17 protein-coding genes and 1 riboswitch are annotated in these 17952 nt (G+C 54.3%); of the genes, 12 read left to right on the forward strand and 5 right to left on the reverse strand.

What is annotated here, in order from left to right:
• Window positions 1-55: 55 nt before the first annotated feature.
• The 5 genes from KNP60_RS02870 to KNP60_RS02890 all read left to right on the forward strand — a co-directional run bounded on the left by KNP60_RS02870 (window position 56) and on the right by KNP60_RS02890 (window position 3917).
• Window positions 56-1129, forward strand: a complete 1074-nt coding sequence (locus KNP60_RS02870; protein WP_214754026.1) for a nitric oxide synthase oxygenase — start codon at window positions 56-58, stop codon at window positions 1127-1129.
• 18 nt (window positions 1130-1147) lie between these two features.
• Window positions 1148-1564 (forward strand): RDD family protein, encoded by a 417-nt coding sequence (locus KNP60_RS02875; RefSeq protein WP_233004560.1) that lies wholly within the window; start codon window positions 1148-1150, stop codon window positions 1562-1564.
• 133 nt (window positions 1565-1697) lie between these two features.
• Window positions 1698-2549 (forward strand): DegV family protein, encoded by an 852-nt coding sequence (locus KNP60_RS02880; protein ID WP_214796894.1) that lies wholly within the window; start codon window positions 1698-1700, stop codon window positions 2547-2549.
• A gap of 20 nt (window positions 2550-2569) precedes the next feature.
• A complete protein-coding gene (locus KNP60_RS02885; protein ID WP_214710921.1) occupies window positions 2570-2893 on the forward strand; it encodes a thioredoxin family protein in 324 nt (107 codons plus the stop codon).
• A gap of 106 nt (window positions 2894-2999) precedes the next feature.
• On the forward strand, window positions 3000-3917 hold the full coding sequence (locus KNP60_RS02890; protein WP_214796895.1) for a DUF5996 family protein: 918 nt from the start codon (window positions 3000-3002) through the stop codon (window positions 3915-3917).
• Window positions 3918-3925: 8 nt separating this feature from the next.
• Here KNP60_RS02890 and KNP60_RS02895 read toward each other — a convergent pair whose 3' ends face one another.
• The 4 genes from KNP60_RS02895 to KNP60_RS02910 form a co-directional block, all read right to left on the reverse strand.
• The gene (locus KNP60_RS02895; protein WP_214796896.1) at window positions 3926-5200 is read right to left on the reverse strand and encodes an RNA-binding domain-containing protein; all 1275 of its coding nucleotides are present in this window, start codon (window positions 5198-5200) and stop codon (window positions 3926-3928) included.
• 96 nt (window positions 5201-5296) lie between these two features.
• On the reverse strand, window positions 5297-6025 hold the full coding sequence (locus KNP60_RS02900; RefSeq protein WP_034778786.1) for a DUF4261 domain-containing protein: 729 nt from the start codon (window positions 6023-6025) through the stop codon (window positions 5297-5299).
• Window positions 6026-6111: 86 nt separating this feature from the next.
• Window positions 6112-8433, reverse strand: a complete 2322-nt coding sequence (locus KNP60_RS02905) for an ABC transporter permease (RefSeq protein ID WP_214796897.1) — start codon at window positions 8431-8433, stop codon at window positions 6112-6114.
• A gap of 5 nt (window positions 8434-8438) precedes the next feature.
• On the reverse strand, window positions 8439-9137 hold the full coding sequence (locus tag KNP60_RS02910) for an ABC transporter ATP-binding protein (protein ID WP_214796898.1): 699 nt from the start codon (window positions 9135-9137) through the stop codon (window positions 8439-8441).
• Window positions 9138-9305: 168 nt separating this feature from the next.
• On the opposite strand from KNP60_RS02910, the gene KNP60_RS02915 reads away from it, so the two are divergent.
• On the forward strand, window positions 9306-10136 hold the full coding sequence (locus KNP60_RS02915; RefSeq protein ID WP_214754012.1) for a DegV family protein: 831 nt from the start codon (window positions 9306-9308) through the stop codon (window positions 10134-10136).
• 122 nt (window positions 10137-10258) lie between these two features.
• Entirely contained in the window at window positions 10259-11941 is a 1683-nt protein-coding gene (locus KNP60_RS02920; RefSeq protein WP_214796899.1) for a GGDEF domain-containing protein, read from the forward strand.
• Window positions 11942-12281: 340 nt separating this feature from the next.
• Here the strand turns inward: KNP60_RS02920 and KNP60_RS02925 are convergent, their stop codons facing one another.
• Window positions 12282-12923, reverse strand: a complete 642-nt coding sequence (locus KNP60_RS02925) for a homing endonuclease associated repeat-containing protein (protein ID WP_233004553.1) — start codon at window positions 12921-12923, stop codon at window positions 12282-12284.
• A 452-nt stretch (window positions 12924-13375) separates the two neighbouring features.
• On the opposite strand from KNP60_RS02925, the gene KNP60_RS02930 reads away from it, so the two are divergent.
• The 5 genes from KNP60_RS02930 (at window position 13376) to ribH (ending at window position 17923) form a co-directional block, all read left to right on the forward strand.
• Window positions 13376-14188 (forward strand): undecaprenyl-diphosphate phosphatase, encoded by an 813-nt coding sequence (locus tag KNP60_RS02930; protein ID WP_034778775.1) that lies wholly within the window; start codon window positions 13376-13378, stop codon window positions 14186-14188.
• Window positions 14189-14281: 93 nt separating this feature from the next.
• Window positions 14282-14424: riboswitch (FMN riboswitch) on the forward strand.
• Between the two features lie 152 nt (window positions 14425-14576).
• The gene (gene ribD / locus KNP60_RS02935; RefSeq protein WP_214796900.1) at window positions 14577-15656 is read left to right on the forward strand and encodes a bifunctional diaminohydroxyphosphoribosylaminopyrimidine deaminase/5-amino-6-(5-phosphoribosylamino)uracil reductase RibD; all 1080 of its coding nucleotides are present in this window, start codon (window positions 14577-14579) and stop codon (window positions 15654-15656) included.
• Window positions 15637-16278, forward strand: a complete 642-nt coding sequence (gene ribE, locus KNP60_RS02940) for a riboflavin synthase (RefSeq protein ID WP_214796901.1) — start codon at window positions 15637-15639, stop codon at window positions 16276-16278. Before ribD ends, ribE begins: the two co-directional genes overlap by 20 nt.
• Window positions 16278-17462 carry a 3,4-dihydroxy-2-butanone-4-phosphate synthase gene (gene ribB, locus KNP60_RS02945; protein WP_214796902.1) on the forward strand — a complete coding sequence of 395 codons (1185 nt, stop codon included), beginning with the start codon at window positions 16278-16280 and terminating at the stop codon, window positions 17460-17462. Before ribE ends, ribB begins: the two co-directional genes overlap by 1 nt.
• The gene (gene ribH / locus KNP60_RS02950) at window positions 17459-17923 is read left to right on the forward strand and encodes a 6,7-dimethyl-8-ribityllumazine synthase (protein WP_034778766.1); all 465 of its coding nucleotides are present in this window, start codon (window positions 17459-17461) and stop codon (window positions 17921-17923) included. The genes ribB and ribH overlap by 4 nt, the downstream gene beginning before the upstream one ends.
• Window positions 17924-17952 lie beyond the last annotated feature (29 nt).

Raw genomic sequence — 17952 nt, forward strand, 5'->3', positions numbered from 1 at the left:
CGTAGCGATTTTCTCTAAGATGAGAGGGACAGACTACATAGAGGAGATCGACAACATGGACATGCAGGCAATCCGACACTTTTTCTCACAACTAGAAGGCGATTATACAGATCGGCTCGAGGCGATCGCCGTCGAGCTGGAGCAGACCGGGACGTACACGCTCACGACAGACGAGTTGATGGAAGGTGCGAAACTCGCCTGGCGCAACTCGAACCGATGCATCGGCCGGCTGTTTTGGCAGACGCTCACTGTCCGGGACGCCCGGGGCGTGACGACGTTCGACGAGGTGTTTGAGGCGCTCGTCGGCCATCTGCGCTACGCGACGAACGACGGGAAAATCCGTTCGACGATGACCGTGCTCCCGAACGAGTTCCGTTTGCTGAACGCGCAACTCATCCGCTATGCGGCATATGAGACGGAAGATGGGATCGTTGGTGACCCGCTCTCGCTGTCCATCACGAGGCAAGCCGAACGGCTCGGCTGGGTCGGGGCCGGGACCGCGTTTGACGTCCTGCCGCTTCTCATCACCGACGGACGTGAGGTCCAGCTCTATGAACTGCCGGACGATGCGGTGCTCGAAGTCGAGATTCGACACGAGGCGTACGACTTATTCGACGGACGAACGGTCAAATGGCACGCCGTCCCGGCCATCGCCGATATGGAGCTCGAAATCGGCGGCTTGCGCTTCACGTCGGTCCCGTTCAACGGCTGGTATATGGAAACCGAGATTGGGGCGCGCAACTTGGCCGATACGGACCGCTATAATTTATTGCCCCTCGTCGGCACGTCGCTCGGGCTCGATACATCGAAAGAGCGGACGCTTTGGCGCGACCGGGCCCTCGTCGAGTTGAACGTCGCCGTCCTACAGTCGTTCGAGCGGGCCGGGGTGACGATCGTCGATCACCATACGGCGGCGAAGCAGTTCAAACGGTTCGAGAAGAACGAACAGGACGCAGGTCGTGAGGTGACCGGGCAATGGGGATGGCTCATCCCGCCCATGTCACCGGCCGCGACGCACGTGTTCCATCGCCACTACAATGACGAAATTGTGACGCCGAACTTGTTCGCCCGCTCGGGTTGTCCGTTTTCTGCGTTTCAAGCGAAGTCAAAAGAGGAATCAAAAGGCTAGACCCGAAACGAGAGGATGATGAACGTGGCAGTCCCAATTTGGAAACGCGCCGTTGCCAGTCAAATCGATCAATTCATTTTTCAAACGCCGGCGAAACTCGTCGAGAAGATGATTCGGAAGAAGCTGTTTCCCGGAAAAGATGTGAAACGGTATTACTTGCCGACGCTCGTGACGATCGCCGGAGAAGTGTATTTCTTGCTCAATAAAAATGGGCAGACAATCGGCGACCAAGTCGTCGGCATCAAAGTCGTGAGCCAAGACGGACGCCCGCTCTCGCTCGAGCAAGTCGTGAAGCGGACGCTTTATAAAGACGTTGTCTATCCAGCGACGCTTGGGCTGCCGCTCTTGAAGGCGCTCCAACAAATCAAGGCAGGAAAAGAGACGGAGTTGCCGCATGACGAGTTTGCCCATACGAAGTTGATTTCGACACGATGAGTCGAAGCCGAAGACAGTGCGACGATGAGTCTCGCTGTCTTTTTTCGGCCAAATCAGTCAAAAAGGAACGAATCCGAAAAATGAGGTATAATGAATTAGGAAAAAATTGAACGACCAATGGAGGATTTTTGTTATGACCAAAATCGCATGGATTACCGACAGCATGGCCAATTTCTCGAAGGAAGAGGCGGCCCGGCTCGGTGTCGATATCGTTCCGATTCAATTGATCGTCGACGGTAGCGGCTATAGCGAAGTCGATTTGTCACTCGAGGACTTGCACCGCTATATGATCGACCAAAAGAAAGAGGCGAAGACATCACAGCCGATTTTTGGCGACTTCATCGCGCGCTATGAGCGCTTGAAAGAGGAAGGATACGACTGTGCCATCGCCGTCCACTGTTCGAACGGGTTGAGCTCGACGGTGAAAAACTCGAGCGCAGCGGCCGAAGCAGCCGGCTTCAAAGTATACACGGTCGACTCGCACGCGGCGCTTGAAGCGCAGCAAGAGCTCGTCCGACTCGGGCTCGCCGCCGAGGCCGAAGGCAAATCAGCCGAAGAGATCGTTGCCTTGCTCGAAGCGTGGCGCGACAAGAAGAACTTCTTCATGATCATCGGGAATATGGAAACGATGCGCCGCGGCGGTCGCGTCTCGTCCGGTGAGATGTTCCTTGCCAACATCTTGAACATCAAACCAATCATCACGCTCGATGAGACCGGGAAAGTCATCCCGTTCAAAAAAGCACGGTCGCTCAAAAAAGCGTACGCTGAGATGGTAACCGAGCTTGAACGCCGCCACGCCGCGAACGGGATTCACAACAACCGTGTCTTCGTCCAGACGGCGCTCGCGCCGGAAATGCAAGACAATCTCGTCGCGCTCATCCAGGCGAAATTGCCAGACATTGAAGTCGTCAAGACGCGCTTCTGCCCATCGATCGCGGTCCACGCCGGCTTTGAGACGGTCGGGGTGCTTTGGCTCGACGCGTAATCAAAAAAGGAGGGAGTTCGATGGAAGCTGTCACCACACTTTCGGCGTTACACGACCGGATCGCGAATACAGACCAATTGCTCGTCTACGTCTCGCATCCGACCTGTAGCGTCTGCCACTCGCTCAAACCGCAAGTCGAGGAGATGTTGACGGAGTTCCCCGATATCGAGGCGGTCGCCATCGATTCGGATCAGGTGCCGGAGATTGCCGGTGCCTACTCGATTTTCACTGTCCCGGTCGTCCTGTTTTTCCTCGACGGCAGAGAGACGCTCCGCCGGGCCCGGTTCGTCCCCATCGGCGAGCTGACCCATCAACTCGAGCGTCTCCAAGAGATGCGCGGTTGAATCCACAGACACTCGTCTGTGGATTTTTTTGGTTGTTTGCGTCGAGGACAGGGAATCAGGAGAGTAGCTGCGTCACTTGTTCGAATGAAGAAATGAGGAAACGCTGATGGAAATCATACGCCACTCCGAATGGGCGGACACGAAGCTCACGCTCCATCTCGTGTCGCAAATTCTAGGCAAAATCAAACTCGGTCTCGCCCCGCAAGAGCCGCAATGGGCCCACGTCACGTTACCGCTCACCGTGAATGGATTTTCGACGGGACCGCTCTGGAGCGGGGAGACGTTGTTCGAGATCGACGTCGACGTCGCGGCCTCGGTCATCACGGTGCAGGTCGAAACCGCTACGACCGTGATTCCGCTGACGGACGGGAAGCCGATCAAGTCCTATTATGAGGCGATGGTCGACGCACTCCATGCATCCGGCATCACCGTCACCATTAACCCGAAATCGCAAGAGATGCGCGACATCTGGTGGCTCGACCGCGATGAGACCCCGCTCGTCTATGACACATCGACGGCCCTGAAAGGGGTGCGCCTGTTCCAGTACGGGGTGCGGGAACAAGCGGCGTTTCTCGCCCCGCTCCGATGCCGGAAAGTGAAGCCGGCCTTGTTTTGGGGCACGTTCGACGTGTCATCGCTCATCGTCTACGGAAAATCCGAGCCGTTCCCCGAGGACAAGGTGATCGAGAAGGCGGCGTTCGACGAGCACATGATCGAGTTCGGCTTTTGGCTCGGCGACGAGTCCGTCGACGTGCCGACGTTCTTCATCTTGCCGTATCCGTTTCAATACACCGACCTCGGCTCGGAGCGGCTTCAACCAGCGGACGCCTACTACGACGCCAAGATGAGCGAATGTTTTTTGTCGATTGAGAACGTGAGTCGGGCAGATGACATCCAAGCCTTCTTCCGGACGTCGTTCGACCTGTTGAGTGATCGACTCGGGTGGGAAGGGCGCGCACATTATTTTTTGCCGCTCGATATGCCGGCGCAACCAAAACAAGAGCCCACAGACGAAAGTCTGTGAGCTCTTGTTTAGTTTAACGTACGGTAGCGCGTCGTTCGACCGTTTCCGACACGGGTCACTTTTCGTTCGGCTATCAACTGTTCGATCAGTTTTCGGACAGTCCCTTTGCTTTTATTCAAATAGGCTTCGAGTTCTCTTGTCGTAAATTCGGACTGTTGACTAAGCCATTGTTCGAGTTCGTTTTCGTCAGAGTCTGGTGTCGTTAGCTGTTGTTTAGGCAACGTCACGACAAAGGCGTTCGGACTCGTAGTCCAGAATGGTCGTTCGAGACTTTCTTTGTAGCTTTCTTTGATTCGTTGTAACCCGGTACCATAACTTTCAATCCATTTCAGACGATACAATACATTGGCTAGTTTTGGATTACGGCTCTGAGAAATACCTAAATTGATATCCTCGATCGTTAAGCCCTTCACGAGTCCGCCCACCGAGACGATTTCGATTCGGTTTTGGAATAAATGAATCAAGATGCTACCGCTAAAACTATAATCGCGATGTGTAACGGCATTTACAAGAGCTTCTCGCAAAGCAGGACTAGGATAACTTTCGGTCTCGAGCCGTTTTAGACCGACGAAGCGTGCTGACGTGGCATTGTTCAGACTAAGGTATTCATAGACGGATTCGACTTGCGCGAGAATGGAGCCACTAAATTCTTTACGATCTTGAAATTCAAGCTTGTCGTTCCCTAAATAGCGGGCGCATTTGATTGATTGTTCGCATTGGTCAGAAAGAAGGAGCTCTAAATTTGTGTAATAGCCATCATCTGTCATCAGGCCAAGTGTACGTTGTTGCTCGACACCAAATTTGATGTTCGTTTGAGCAAAAAAGTGAGAAGCTTCCTCGAAAGTCAGTTTCTGTTTCAAACTACGCATCGTTTCAAAGTTCGTCCCATCTGATTCGATAATCATTTGGCGGATGTTTTCTTCAGAGGCATTTGTGACAGACGTACCGTACCGAATGAAAACACCCGATGATTTCATGCCTTTTCTCTTCAAATGATAAGGGCGTCTCGTTCCGCGGGCCACAGCTATCTTTATGACCTCTTTTTTGTCGAGCTCAACCACTTCTAAATATAAATGGACTAGAATAGCTGGTTGAATTTTGTCATGTAGCTTGTTTGATACTTCTTCGAGTTTTTGATGTGCGTTAGGGACACCGAGGACGGTACCATCATCTTCTATACCGATATAAAGAACACCACCTTGCGTGTTGGCGAACGCAATCACTTCGTGAACGACAGCGTCTGTAAGTTCTCGCTTGAACTCAACCGTAGGCGACTCTTTCATATGATTCACCTCTAATCTATTATTTGTATAGATTAATTATAATCGATTAATCAAAAAAAGATCGATTTGGACGGGAGTCCGAATCGATCGCCATGTTCAACCTTCAGTTGTCTGTGGCACGAGGTAAATCAAGCCGAACGGGTTATGGAGCAAGTTGTCGATGGACGTCCGCTCGTCTTCACCCATCTCGACCGTGAACGTTTTGCCGTCCTCGAACGTGAAGCTGTCCCCGTCCCCGAACATCGATCCACCCGAAATGAGGTGGAAGTTGAACGAATGGACGACGTGAATCGCGTCTTCAATTTCGAGCGTGGCCGGTACGGCGACGTCGGCGTGACCGAACGCTTTCATGCCCCACGAGACGTAGGCGTCTTCTTCTTCCGTGATGGCTGTGAGAAGCGAGTAGTCGAGGGCGAGGTCTTCTTCTTTCGACTCTTGCCATTCGTCTTTCGAGTAGGCGACACCAGCCGTCTCGACCATGACGCCGAGTCCGCCGGCGTTCAAGATCGCATTGGCCGCACGGCGGGCCGCCGCGATGTCCGTCACGTCATTGACGTCGACGATCAAATAGACGATGTGCGTGTGGCGGGTAAGCCCTTTCGCGATTTTCGGCGTGAAACCGCCCGAGCTGGCATGAATCATCGCTTCGGCGAGAGCCGGGTCGCGCTCGACGACTTCGACCGTGAACGCTTTTCCGGTCTCATCTTCTAACAGCAGTAGGCCAGCCATCGTGTAGCCTTCGCTATGTAAACTGATTTGTTCGCTGACTGCCTCGGCCGATGACCAGTTTCCTGGGATGGCGAGCAATACTTGTGTACGGTTCATAAGAATCATCCTCTTCTTCAAATAGTCAGGCCCCTCACAGGGAGAGGCCTGGTCTCTTCTCTTATTATGCCCTATTTGGCGAAAAATTATTCTTGATACGTCTTCAATACTTCTTGGAGCGGAATCTGATCGATCTTGCGACGGCTGATGAACGTGCTTGCGAAGAAGAGGAGCGTCACCGCACCGAGTGTGTAAAGCAGATAAATCCACTCGAACTCGAGCGGCAAGACGAGTCCATAATCTTCCGCGAACACGATGATGATGACCCGCAAGATGACGAGGGCGATCGGGATGCTGAGCAGGGCCGAGATGAGCGCGTAGATGAAGTAGCTATTGAGAATCATCGAGCGGACCTCGCGCCGGTCGTAGCCCATCACTTTCAAGAGCGAGATGACGTAATAATTTTTCTCGACCGTGAGTGCGGTCAAGACGAACAGGATGCTGAAGGCGATCAAGGCCGATCCGCCAATCATGACGTTCATCATCAAGTTCATGTACTCATTGATCGATTGGGACTGCTCAATCAGACCGCTTCGTGAGATGACCGTCGGATAGTCCGTCTCGTCCGGCCGTTCGGTCGCATAAATCCCGTTGAACAAATCACGTGTCGTCCCGTTCGATAATTGTTCGCTGAGCGTTGCTCGAGGCAGGTAGACGACATCGCCCGCATATTCGTCGGCGATACCTCCGATCGGGTACGACAACGTCTCGTTGTCGAGTTCGATGTCAAGCGTGTCCCCGGTCTCGAGGCCGAGCTTCAAGGCGAGTGAGGCGTTGACGATGATCTCATCCGCTTTCGGTACCAGTTCGTTCCCGTCTTCGTCTTCGAGAGGATAGAGTGTGTTCGTCGCATCGAGCCCTTTCAACGTGACAAGGTTGTCTTGAGCGAAGGCGAACGGGTAGGTGAGGAACGGCTCTTGTCCATCTTCGAGCACGGGTTGCGTCGTCGTGTACGCCTCATATTCATAGTCGGCCTCGTTCAACTCGCCGACCGTCATCCGGTCGACCGCCCCGTTCATCATGAGGGCGAAGACGATGAGGAGCGTCGAGAACAGGATACCGAAAAAGAAGATGATGAAGCTGCCCGTGCTTTTGACGGCGTATAAATATTTGAATTTCGTCTTGCCGCGGGCGTTCCGGAGCAGACGGCTGACGATGCGGCTCAGTCGATTGAGTGAGGCGTTGTCTCGAGGCGACAGCAAAGCGAGAGCGCTCTCGCCCATGATTTTATAGATGACGGCTCCCGCCACGAGCGCGAAGAACAGGAGCGGGGCGAAGACGGCCGTGAGAAAGACGAGCGGGCTTTGGGCGATGGTAATGGACGGCAATAGATAGAAATCGAGGTACAGGTTTTTGAGCGGCTCGGCGAAGTAGAGCCCGAGGAAATAGCCGATGACGAGCATGAGCGTCGCGAACAACAAGATGAAGACTAGGTACGGGACCGCGATTTGGCGGCGGTTGTAACCAATCGCTTTCAAGAGCCCGATTTGTCCGCGCTCGGCCTCGAGCATGTTCGAAATCAGGATGGCGACGATGATGACGGCAATCGAGACGATGAACAGGCTCAAGCCGAGCGCCATCGCTTTACCAGATGAGATCTCGCTATAGATGGCGCCGCTGCGCATGATGTTTTCCGTTTCCATGACCGAGATGACGAACGGGAGCTCGACGTCGGTCACGACCGTCCCGTCAGTGACACCGGCAAGGCGGAACGATTCGGTTCCAATCACCTCGTCGTAGGCGGCGTCCGTCATCAAAAGGAGTGTCTGCGTGCCGGGATCCAAATTGAAGAAGTTCTCATCAAACAGCGGGAGCGTGTAGTCAGGGAACAAGACGAATCCGCTCACCGTGAAAGGGGTACCGAGGTCGAGCGAATCACCGATTTCAATCTCGTTCTTCTCGGCGTATTTCGCATTGATGGCGACCTCATCGTTTTGATTCGGTCGTCGGCCCGCCTCGAGATAAGACACGTTGATCGTGTCCGCTTCTTTCAAGACGAGTCCGCGGTGTTCGCTCGAGCCGAACGGGTAGGTCAAAAGCTTCGAGGCGCGGAGCTCAAGCGTCGCAACGTCCATCTCGACCTCAACGGCGTCGATACGTGCCGCGATCAAGTCATCGAAGGCCGCCTCGTTGACACGTTGCAAGTCCGAGAGCGTGTAGCGGCCGGAGGCGATGAAGTCCGCCAACTCAGGCAGGGACGCCTCTTCTTCCGTGACCCGGTTCAGCATCTCGACGGCAAAATCCTCTTGATTCGATGAGGCGAGATACTCCTCGGTCGGCACTTCGATGCCGCTGATCCCATAAAACATCATCGTATACGTGAGCGAGCTCATGACGATGATGACGGCGATAGCAAGGAGTTGCATCCATTTGCCGGTGAGCGTCTTCCATACGTTTTTATACAGCATCTGTCTCACCCCCAGTGGATGTCGCGAGCGGCTTTTCGGACCGGGTTGTGCGTATACTCCACGATCCGTCCCGAGTTCATTTTGATGACGTCATCGGCCATCTCACTGATGCCCGTGTTGTGCGTGATGACGACGACCGTCTTGTTGTACGTCTCGTTCAAGCGCTCGAGCAGTTCGAGCACCCGTTTTGAATTGTCCTCATCGAGCGAGCCCGTCGGTTCGTCGCAGAAGATGATGGACGGATTTTTGGCGAGACTCCGGGCGACCGAGACGCGTTGTTGCTCGCCGCCCGACAATTGGTACGGGTATTTGTCACGGGCAGCCGCTAACCCGACTTGATCTAACAACTCTTCGATTGGGAGCGGGTCGGTCGATAAATCGGCCCCGATTTGAACGTTCTCGTAGACGGTCAAGTTTTGGAGTAGATTATATTGTTGAAAGATGAAGCCGAGATGGTCGCGTCGAAACGCTGTCATCTGCTCGGACGATAAGTCCGTCAAGACGGTGTCACCGAACGTGATCGTCCCGGACGTCACCGTGTCGAGGCCGCTGATGACGTTCAACAACGTACTCTTGCCGCTCCCGCTCGGGCCGAGGATGACGACGAAGGCCCCGTCATTGATCGTCAAATCGATGTCTTTCAACGCCGCGGTCTCGACATCCCCGGTCTTATAGATTTTATTGACGTGCTGAATGTGAATCATACCGATTCCTCCTTTGTCCGATGTTATCTTTTACCCGTTTCGAGCACATCGCGGACGGGAATATGTGAAACTTCATAGGATTTCAATTTTGAAAAAATAGTGAAACCGCTTCACCTGTGATAAAATAATATTACCAGGTACTAATTCAGATTGAAGGAGAGCTAACACATGAAAATTGCTTATATTACGGACAGCACGGTCGTCCTTCCTGATTCGATTCAACACCACCCGGACATCCATATCGTTCCGCTCTATGTCGTCAAAGGCGACCAGCCGTATAAAGACGGGGTCGAGGTCGATGCCAAGACTGTGTACGAATGGATTGATGCAGGTGAACGCGTCTCGACGAGCCAACCGGCCATCGGCGACTTCGTCACCTTGTATGAGAGCATCAAAGACCAATATGATATGGGCATCGCCGTCCACTTGTCGTCGGACTTGAGCGGGACGTATTCGGCATCGGTTCAAGGTGCAGAGATTGCCGAGTTCAAACTGCTCGCCATCGACTCACGGGCCGGCATCTACACGATGGGGCTCATGCTTGAAGAGTTGATTGAACGCGTCGAGCGTGGGGATACGCTCGAGGACGTCGAAGCGTATATGAAACAACGAGTCGAGGACGTCCACATCGAATTGATTTTGCAAAACTTGACGCAAATGCAAAAAGGCGGCCGAATCTCGAAGTCGAAAGCGCTCATCGGGAATATGTTGCAATTGAAGCCGGTGCTTCGCTTCGAAGACGGTCTTATCGTTCCGTATCAAACGGTTCGGACGTATAAGAAGGCGCAAGCCCAGTTGTTCGAAGCGCTCCGTCAAGTCATCGATTCGGGTGAATGCACGGACGTCTCGATTTTCCACGGGAACGTGCCAGAACTGGCCGAGTCGTGGAAACGTGAACTCGGCGACAAAGCCAAAATTCGGGTCGACACACTCGCACCGCTCCTTGGGGCCCACACGGGGTCAGGCTCGATCGGTTTTTCGTTCTTAAAAGCAAAGTGATGACAGGATCGTGACGCGAGTCGCGATCTTTTTTTTATTGTCACAACTTTCAAACAACGGCTGGAATCTTCCACCAAAACCCTTCATACTATGTAGGAATGATAAAGAAAAGGGGGGAGACGATGCGATTTCGGAAGTACCTCATCAGAAGCTGGTTCTCGTGGTCGCTCGTCTTCATGGGAATCCTCGCCTACATGTGGCTCGGCATAGGTACGTTTGATTGGTCGTTATTTTGGTTCATCTTCACGCTCGGCGCCCTGTTCGTCATGAACCCTCTCAAGCGACGGCACCTTCACTTTACGTTCCATGAGATGTTCGTCTTCATGACGTTCTTCTTGTACGGCCTGTTGCCGGCCTTGTTGATGGGACAGCTCCTCTTACTCACGTTTCAGGCCCGGACGTTCACGAACAAAGTCGGACGTCGGCGTTTTTTGCATTTCTATCCGCTTAATACGTTAATCGAGGCGATGCTCCTCGTCTTGCCGGGGCTCGTCTATTTGCGGCTCGGCGGACAGATTGGACCGAACGTTCATCTGCTCGAACAAGGTACGGCGCTGATTGGCTTCTTTGCCGTCTTGTTCCTCGTCCTCGGCTTCAGTTTCCTGCTATCGCGGTTCTTGATTGGGGAACGGATCCCGCTCCCGATCATGTGGCGCCTGCTGCGTTTTGACTGGCTCGTCATCTCGCTCGAGCTGTTGTTCACGATGGTCGCCATCGAGGCGTTCCAACTATTCGGATACACGGGGCTGATGGCGACGTTCCTCATCCTGTCGCTCCTCAAGATGGGGTTATCGAAAGCGACGGAGACCGAAGAGACGCAGTCGAAGATCGATCAAGTCGAACGGTTGAAAGAGCAACTTTACCGCGTCGACAACGAGCAACTGCTCATCGAGAAGTTTTGGAACGGGCTACGGGAAGTCGTCGAGCTCGAGCGCGGCTGGCTCCAAGTCAATCGGGACGGGCACCGGACGTTTTATGATATCAGCGGCCGTACGTCCACCCCCGTCGCCGACGCCTCCACACTCGAGCGGCACCGCGACGCGGAAGAACCGTACTTTGTGTACGATTCGCTTCATGAGTGGCATCCCGACCTGCAGGCACATCAAACCGAGCTCCATCATTCGGCACTCGTCATCCAACCGGTGTCGAGCACGACGAACGCGGTCAGCTGTATGATCTCGACGACGGCGAACGGGGCTTACGACGGGGCGATCGCCGTCGAGCTCCATCGCCTGTTGAAGACACTGTCCTGGTCGCTCGAACGGATTGACGAGCGGAACCGTCTCCAACATGAAAGTTTGACCGATCCGATGACGGGACTCCCGAACCAGCGGGCGCTCAAGCGGTGGACGAAAGAGCGGTTGAACGATGTCGCATCGTATCCGTTGTCAGTGTTCTTGGTCGACCTAGATCATTTTAAGGCGATCAACGACACGTACGGTCACGCGTTCGGCGATGAGGTGTTGATCGAGGCTGGGGAATTGTTCACGCGTCTTATCCGAAGCGGGGATCTCGTCACCCGTTACGGCGGCGAAGAGTTCGTTTTCGTCTTCCCACGCATGGATGAGGCTGCTGCCATCGTGACGGGGGAGAAGATTCGCCAAGCGCTTCGCACTCATCCGTTCGGCTCGGAAGGAATTCGCGTCCAGGTGACGGCGAGCATCGGCATCGAGACAATTCACGAGTATGAGGAACTCGACACGTTGCTGCGTCACGCAGACCGGGCCATGTACGTCGGTGCGAAATTTAACGGCCGGGACCGGGTCGCCCATTATCGCGACACGTCGACGGAACGGATTCAATGATAAAAGGAGAATCTCAATCATCGAGATTCTCCTTTACTTGTGTTCCGAAATGACTAGACTCGTCCAGACATGAAGCTTAATCAGTTTCTATAAGTTGAGGTTAGACTGTAACGCAAGTGAGATGTGTTCGATTCGCTAACCAAGGCCGGCGCCCGAACTCCTAGGGGAGAGCGATGCAAGGATGACCCCGTAAAGCGCGGCACGCGCTGCGGAGGCATCCGCAGCGCCCCAGGAATGGAGGGTGCCGGCTGAGGTGGCGATCCTCTATGATCAAGCAATCAATTGTTAACGCAATAAAGGAGGACACCGGATACCCGGCGTCCTCCTTATGAATGAAAGATTATAATTTCTGATTGAAGATTTCTGACTCGACCGCGTGAATCGCAGCCGACCACGAGCCGTAACGATGAAGGATGGCTTTCGTGGATGGTTTGTTGTTTCGTTTTGCCCATTCGCGATACGCCTCGAAGGAAAGAGAGAAGCCCATCTCGTGAATCGCTTCACGGAGTGCGTTCGAGAGCTCGGATTTGGAATAGGTCACACTCGCTTCAAGTCCGGCTTCGGCACAGGCGTCATGCCACGAGCCGAACGTCTTGACGATATGGTAATGGCTTGGTGCTTTCGGATGAAGCTTGCGCCATTCCTGATATTTTTTGAGCGTGATGATCGATCCCATGTCGCGCGAGTAGAGGGCGAGCGTCTCGATGATATCTTCGCGCGTGTACTTCGGCATTTTATCTGGGAGGTCGACGGTCGCCTCTCCATGCCATTCGTAGCCGGCGATGGCGAGCGCCTCTGCCCATGACCCGAACTGTCGGATAATCGACTCGGGAGATGGCCAGCTTTGTTCCATCGCGAAGCGACGATATACAGAGCGACGGGGACGTTCCTTCAACAAGTCGCCGAGTAGACGGATACAGTGAATCATCCTCTGCTGTTCGGTGGACAAGTGGTGGGATTTAGTGGATAGCGTTTGACTCAATGATGGTTCCTCCTTCCATGGACTCATATCTGAACCGACAAAGATGACGAAGTTGCTTCTACAATCATACTATCGGCCAGTTTTTACAATTTATAAGTGCATTCTTCAAGTTTTTTTAAACCGATTTTATGAACTGGTAGGTCTAAAGACCTGTTTATACTTTGAAAAAATGGTAACAGTTCTATTACAAATTTAATATTAAATGGGTTCAATTGTAAACAAAAAGTTTTATGATGGCGTAAATGTCATATTCTGTACGAAAAAGTACCCAACTGGCCAATGGGGTCATCACCGTTGCACCAGTTGAGTACTCTTCTATAATAAATTTAATTTTCAGACTAATCAATGAAAGTTTTGAAAATAACGAATTTTTTTTGAAAGGCTGGTCAGTGAAACAGACGGTCTGCTAAAATAATGGAATTGATGTAAAAAAGAAAAGAGGATATTACGATATGACAATATGGTTGTTCTACTTACTGCTCGGTTTGATTCAAGGCTTCACGGAGCCGATCCCGATTTCGTCAAGCGGTCACTTGGTCATCTTCCAAGAGCTGTTCGATATCGAACTGCCGGGACTCTCGTTCGAGATATTCGTGAACTTCGCCTCGCTGCTCGCCGTCTTGACGATTTATCGGAAAGACGTCGTCCGTCTCGTCGTCAGTCTGTGGACGTTCTTATTTAAGAAAGATCGTAGCGACGAAACGATGATTGATGTTAAGTTCATCGGGCTCTTGCTTGTCGCGACCGTCCCGGCTGGTTTGCTCGGTGTCTTGTTCGGTGATTGGATCGGGGAGACGCTCGGTGGAGTCGCCACGGTCGGTTACACGCTCATCTTGACCGGGCTTGCGCTCTGGTTCATCCGCAACATGCGTGGAAACAAAGGGGACGGCGGCATCACGCTCCGCGACGCGATTTTGATTGGACTTGCTCAAGCGGTCGCACTCATTCCAGGGATCAGCCGCTCCGGCGCCACAATCGTCATGGCGATGCTCCTCGGCATCAAGCAAGAGTCGGCCCTCCGCTTCTCGTTCTTCTTATTCATCCCGGTCAGTCTCGGGACGATGATTTTAGATGGACCGGCGCTGTTCACGAATCCGGAAACGCGTGAACTGTTCGGACCGCTCATCTTGGCGTTCATCGCCTCGTATGCGCTCACGGCCATCTCGCTCAAATGGTTCCAACACATCATGGCAAAAGGCGAACTCAAATATTTCTCGTTCTATTGCTGGATCGTCGGTCTCCTCGTCGTCCTATTCTTGGCATGATTCTGAAGGCGCTGCTCACTCGAGCGGCGCCTTTTTGCGCATTTCGTTTTGCCATCGATTTATTTTTGCGCTAAAGTGGAATCGTACAAACAAATATTCCTTCGGGGTCGGGTGAAAGTCCCAACCGGCGGTGATAGGCGCGAGCCTTAAGTCCGTGACCCGGGCGCACGTGTGCGAACGGTGGATCTAGTGCGATTCTAGAGCCGACAGTATAGTCTGGATGGGAGAAGGAAACAGAACAGGTCCACGTGACCTGTAGTTCGTCGTACGTTTTTCTGTAAAGAAAACGCTTATTTGGCTTGCCCAAATGACGACCGACACCTCCCACCGAGACCTTGAGGATCATTCCTTGAGGTCTTTTTGTTTGTGCGAAACAAGGAGGGAGATTATGAATCAGTACATGCAACAAGCCATCCAATTGGCCAAGTCCGCCTCATCGACCGGCATCAACCCGCGCGTCGGCGCCGTCGTCGTCAAAGACGGCCGGGTCGTCGGGTTCGGCGCTCATCTGAAAGCCGGGGAAGCGCATGCCGAGGTGCATGCCATCCGCATGGCCGGCGCTGCCGCCTACGGTGCGACGATGTACGTCACGCTCGAACCGTGCTCGCATCACGGCAAGACGCCGCCGTGTGCCGACCTGCTCGTCGAGTCCGGCATCAAGCGTGCCGTCATCGCGATGGAAGACCCGAATCCGCTCGTCTCAGGGCGCGGCATCGCCCGGTTGAAAGCGGCCGGGATTGACGTCGAGGTCGGGCTGCTCGAGCGTGAGGCGCGGGCGCTCAATACGGCGTTCTTACGTTCACTCGAGACGAAGCGGCCTTACGTCATCTTGAAGACGGCGACGAGCCTCGACGGCAAAGTCGCGCTCGATCACGGTGACAGCAAGTGGGTGACGGGGACGGCAGCGAGACGGGACGTCCATGAACTGCGGGCGACGGTCGACGCCGTTTTGACCGGTGTCGGCACCGTCCTCGCCGACGATCCGGCACTCACCGTCCGGCTCGACCGTGAGACGACACAACCGCTCCGAATCGTGCTCGACCGTGAGTTGCGTACGCCGCTCTCGAGTCAGCTCGTCCGGACGGCGAACGATGTGCCGGTATTGCTCTACACGACGTCCGACGATCGAGTGAAGCGGGACGCGTTCACACAACGCGGCGTTGAGCTCGCCGACTACACATCGCTCGAAGCTGTCCTGCAAGACGTCTACGCACGCGGCGTCGGTCGTATGCTCGTCGAAGCGGGACCGACACTCGTCACTTCACTCTTGGACGGACAGTTCGTCGACGAGTGGGTCATGTATCAGTCGCCACGCGTGTTCGGCGGCAAGGGCGGTTTCTACCGCTCGCATCATGACGGGCCGCTCGATACGGTCGAACGGTATGAGGTTCAATCGGTCGAGACGGTCGGCACCGACATTAAACTGATCATGCGAAAGGGGGAGTCCGATGTTCACGGGAATCGTTGAAGAGATTGGTAGTGTCAAGGCAGTGAAACGGAACGGGTCATCCCTGCGGCTCACGCTCGCCGGACAGGTCGTCCTCGAGGACGTGAAGCTCGGTGACAGCATCTCCGTCAACGGCATCTGTCTCACGGTGACGACGTTCGATCGCGACAGTTTCTCGGTCGACGTCATGCCGGAGACGCTCAAAGCGTCGAGTCTTGATGGGGTCCGCCCCGGCACGAACGTCAACTTGGAGCGGGCTATGCCCGCGAACGGACGCTTCGGCGGCCATTTCGTCTCGGGTCACGTCGATGGGGTCGGGCGCATCGTGAAAAAACGGTCGCTCGCGAACGCCGTCTATGTCGACATCAGTTGCGAGCCGTCGCTCCTCCGCTATATCGTCCCAAAAGGTTCGATTTCGGTCGACGGGACGAGCTTGACGGTGTTTGATGTCACCGAACGCGGGTTCACGTTGTCACTCATCCCACATACGTACAGTGAGACGGTGCTCGGGATGAAACAGGCAGGAGACGCGGTCAATTTGGAATGTGACATGTTGGCTAAATATATGGAAAAACTCGTAAATCAAAAACCGATGACGCTTGAATCATTGGCGTCGCAAGGGTATGGAAAGGCGGGATGGTAATGTTCCACACGATTGAAGAAGCAGTCGAAGATTTGAAGATGGGACGACCGATTATCGTCGTCGACGATGAGGACCGTGAGAACGAAGGAGACTTCGTCGTCCTCGCGGATAAAATGACAGCAGAGACGATGAACTTCCTCATCACGGAAGGGAAAGGGCTCGTCTGCGCCTCCCTGGCCGAAGAAGTGGCCGTCCGGCTCGATTTGCAGCCGATGGTCGCGAACAGCACCGATCCACACGGGACGGCGTTCACGGTCAGCGTCGATCACGTCGATTCGACGACGGGCATCTCGGCGAGCGAACGGGCCCATACGGTCCGCGAACTCGCGAACATCAACGCCCGTCCAGCCGATTTCCAACGTCCCGGTCATATCTTCCCGCTCATCGCCAAAAAAGGTGGCGTCTCGGTCCGGCGCGGGCATACGGAAGCGTCGGTCGACTTGGCGCGCCTCGCCGGAAGTGAAGCGGTCGCCGTCATCTGTGAAATCATCCGCCCAGACGGCGAGATGGCCCGGGTGGCGGACCTCGAACGCGTCGCGGAAGAACACGATTTAAAGTTCATCACGATCGAAGCGCTCGTCCGCTATATGGAGACGGATCTCGTCAGCCGAGAGGCGGACGTATCGCTCCCCTCGGTGAAAGGGGACTTCCGATTGATCGGGTATCGGAACGTCCTCGACCGGGAAGAACACGTCGCACTCCTTAAAGGTGAGCTCGAATATGCGCCGCTCGTCCGCATCCATTCCGAGTGTCTGACCGGCGACGTGTTCGGCTCATATCGTTGCGACTGCGGGCCACAACTCGATACAGCGATGGCGAAAGTGGAAGCCGAAGGTGGTGTCATCTTGTATATGAGACAAGAAGGGCGCGGCATCGGTCTGCTCAACAAGTTGAAGGCGTACGAACTACAAGAACAAGGGCTAGATACGGTCGAGGCGAACGTTGCGCTCGGTCTGCACGCCGATTTACGCGATTACCGGGTCAGCGCGGCGATGCTTCGTGACCTCGGGATCACGAACGTCCGGCTCATGACGAACAACCCAGAAAAAGTCGATGCCTTAGAAGCGTGCGGGATCACGGTCATCGAACGTGTCCCGATTATCGTCGGCGCCCATGCGGCGAACGAGAAGTACCGAATGACGAAACAACAAAAAATGAACCATTTTGGAGGAGAAGAATCATGATGCATACATTTGAAGGAAACTTGGTAGGAAAAGGCTTGAAAGTCGGAATCGTCGTCGGACGGTTCAATGATCTCATCACGATGCGCTTACTGGACGGAGCGAAAGATGCGCTCAAGCGCCACGGCGTCGAACAAGATGACGTCGAGATCGCGTTCGTCCCGGGCGCGTTCGAACTCCCGCTCGTCGCCAAAAAAATGGCGATGAGCAAGAAATATGATGCCGTCATCACGCTCGGGGCGGTCATCCGCGGCGCGACGCCGCACTTCGACTACGTCTGTAGCGAAGCGGCAAAAGGTGTCGCCCAAGCAAGTTATCAGTCAGAAGTACCGGTCATCTTCGGCGTCTTGACGACCGAGACGATCGAGCAGGCCATCGAGCGCGCCGGCACGAAAGCCGGGAACAAAGGCTGGGAAGCGGCAACGGCGGCCATCGAGATGGCGAACTTGATGCGCGCGTTTTAATAGTATGGAGGAGAGCGAACCGGCTCTCC

Origin of the sequence: Exiguobacterium sp. s5 (genome assembly GCF_018618075.1) — a bacterium.
Taxonomy (GTDB): Bacteria; Bacillota; Bacilli; order Exiguobacteriales; family Exiguobacteriaceae; genus Exiguobacterium; species Exiguobacterium mexicanum_A.

Excerpts from the sequence above, each read along its gene's own strand:
- KNP60_RS02870 (WP_214754026.1), top strand. The coding sequence starts at position 56 with ATGGACATGCAGGCAATCCGACACTTTTTCTCACAACTAGAAGGCGAT.
- KNP60_RS02875 (WP_233004560.1), top strand. The coding sequence starts at position 1,148 with ATGAACGTGGCAGTCCCAATTTGGAAACGCGCCGTTGCCAGTCAAATC.
- KNP60_RS02880 (WP_214796894.1), top strand. The coding sequence starts at position 1,698 with ATGACCAAAATCGCATGGATTACCGACAGCATGGCCAATTTCTCGAAG.
- KNP60_RS02885 (WP_214710921.1), top strand. The coding sequence starts at position 2,570 with ATGGAAGCTGTCACCACACTTTCGGCGTTACACGACCGGATCGCGAAT.
- KNP60_RS02890 (WP_214796895.1), top strand. The coding sequence starts at position 3,000 with ATGGAAATCATACGCCACTCCGAATGGGCGGACACGAAGCTCACGCTC.
- KNP60_RS02895 (WP_214796896.1), bottom strand. The coding sequence starts at position 5,200 with ATGAAAGAGTCGCCTACGGTTGAGTTCAAGCGAGAACTTACAGACGCT.
- KNP60_RS02900 (WP_034778786.1), bottom strand. The coding sequence starts at position 6,025 with ATGAACCGTACACAAGTATTGCTCGCCATCCCAGGAAACTGGTCATCG.
- KNP60_RS02905 (WP_214796897.1), bottom strand. The coding sequence starts at position 8,433 with ATGCTGTATAAAAACGTATGGAAGACGCTCACCGGCAAATGGATGCAA.
- KNP60_RS02910 (WP_214796898.1), bottom strand. The coding sequence starts at position 9,137 with ATGATTCACATTCAGCACGTCAATAAAATCTATAAGACCGGGGATGTC.
- KNP60_RS02915 (WP_214754012.1), top strand. The coding sequence starts at position 9,306 with ATGAAAATTGCTTATATTACGGACAGCACGGTCGTCCTTCCTGATTCG.
- KNP60_RS02920 (WP_214796899.1), top strand. The coding sequence starts at position 10,259 with ATGCGATTTCGGAAGTACCTCATCAGAAGCTGGTTCTCGTGGTCGCTC.
- KNP60_RS02930 (WP_034778775.1), top strand. The coding sequence starts at position 13,376 with ATGACAATATGGTTGTTCTACTTACTGCTCGGTTTGATTCAAGGCTTC.
- ribD (WP_214796900.1), top strand. The coding sequence starts at position 14,577 with ATGAATCAGTACATGCAACAAGCCATCCAATTGGCCAAGTCCGCCTCA.
- ribE (WP_214796901.1), top strand. The coding sequence starts at position 15,637 with ATGTTCACGGGAATCGTTGAAGAGATTGGTAGTGTCAAGGCAGTGAAA.
- ribB (WP_214796902.1), top strand. The coding sequence starts at position 16,278 with ATGTTCCACACGATTGAAGAAGCAGTCGAAGATTTGAAGATGGGACGA.
- ribH (WP_034778766.1), top strand. The coding sequence starts at position 17,459 with ATGATGCATACATTTGAAGGAAACTTGGTAGGAAAAGGCTTGAAAGTC.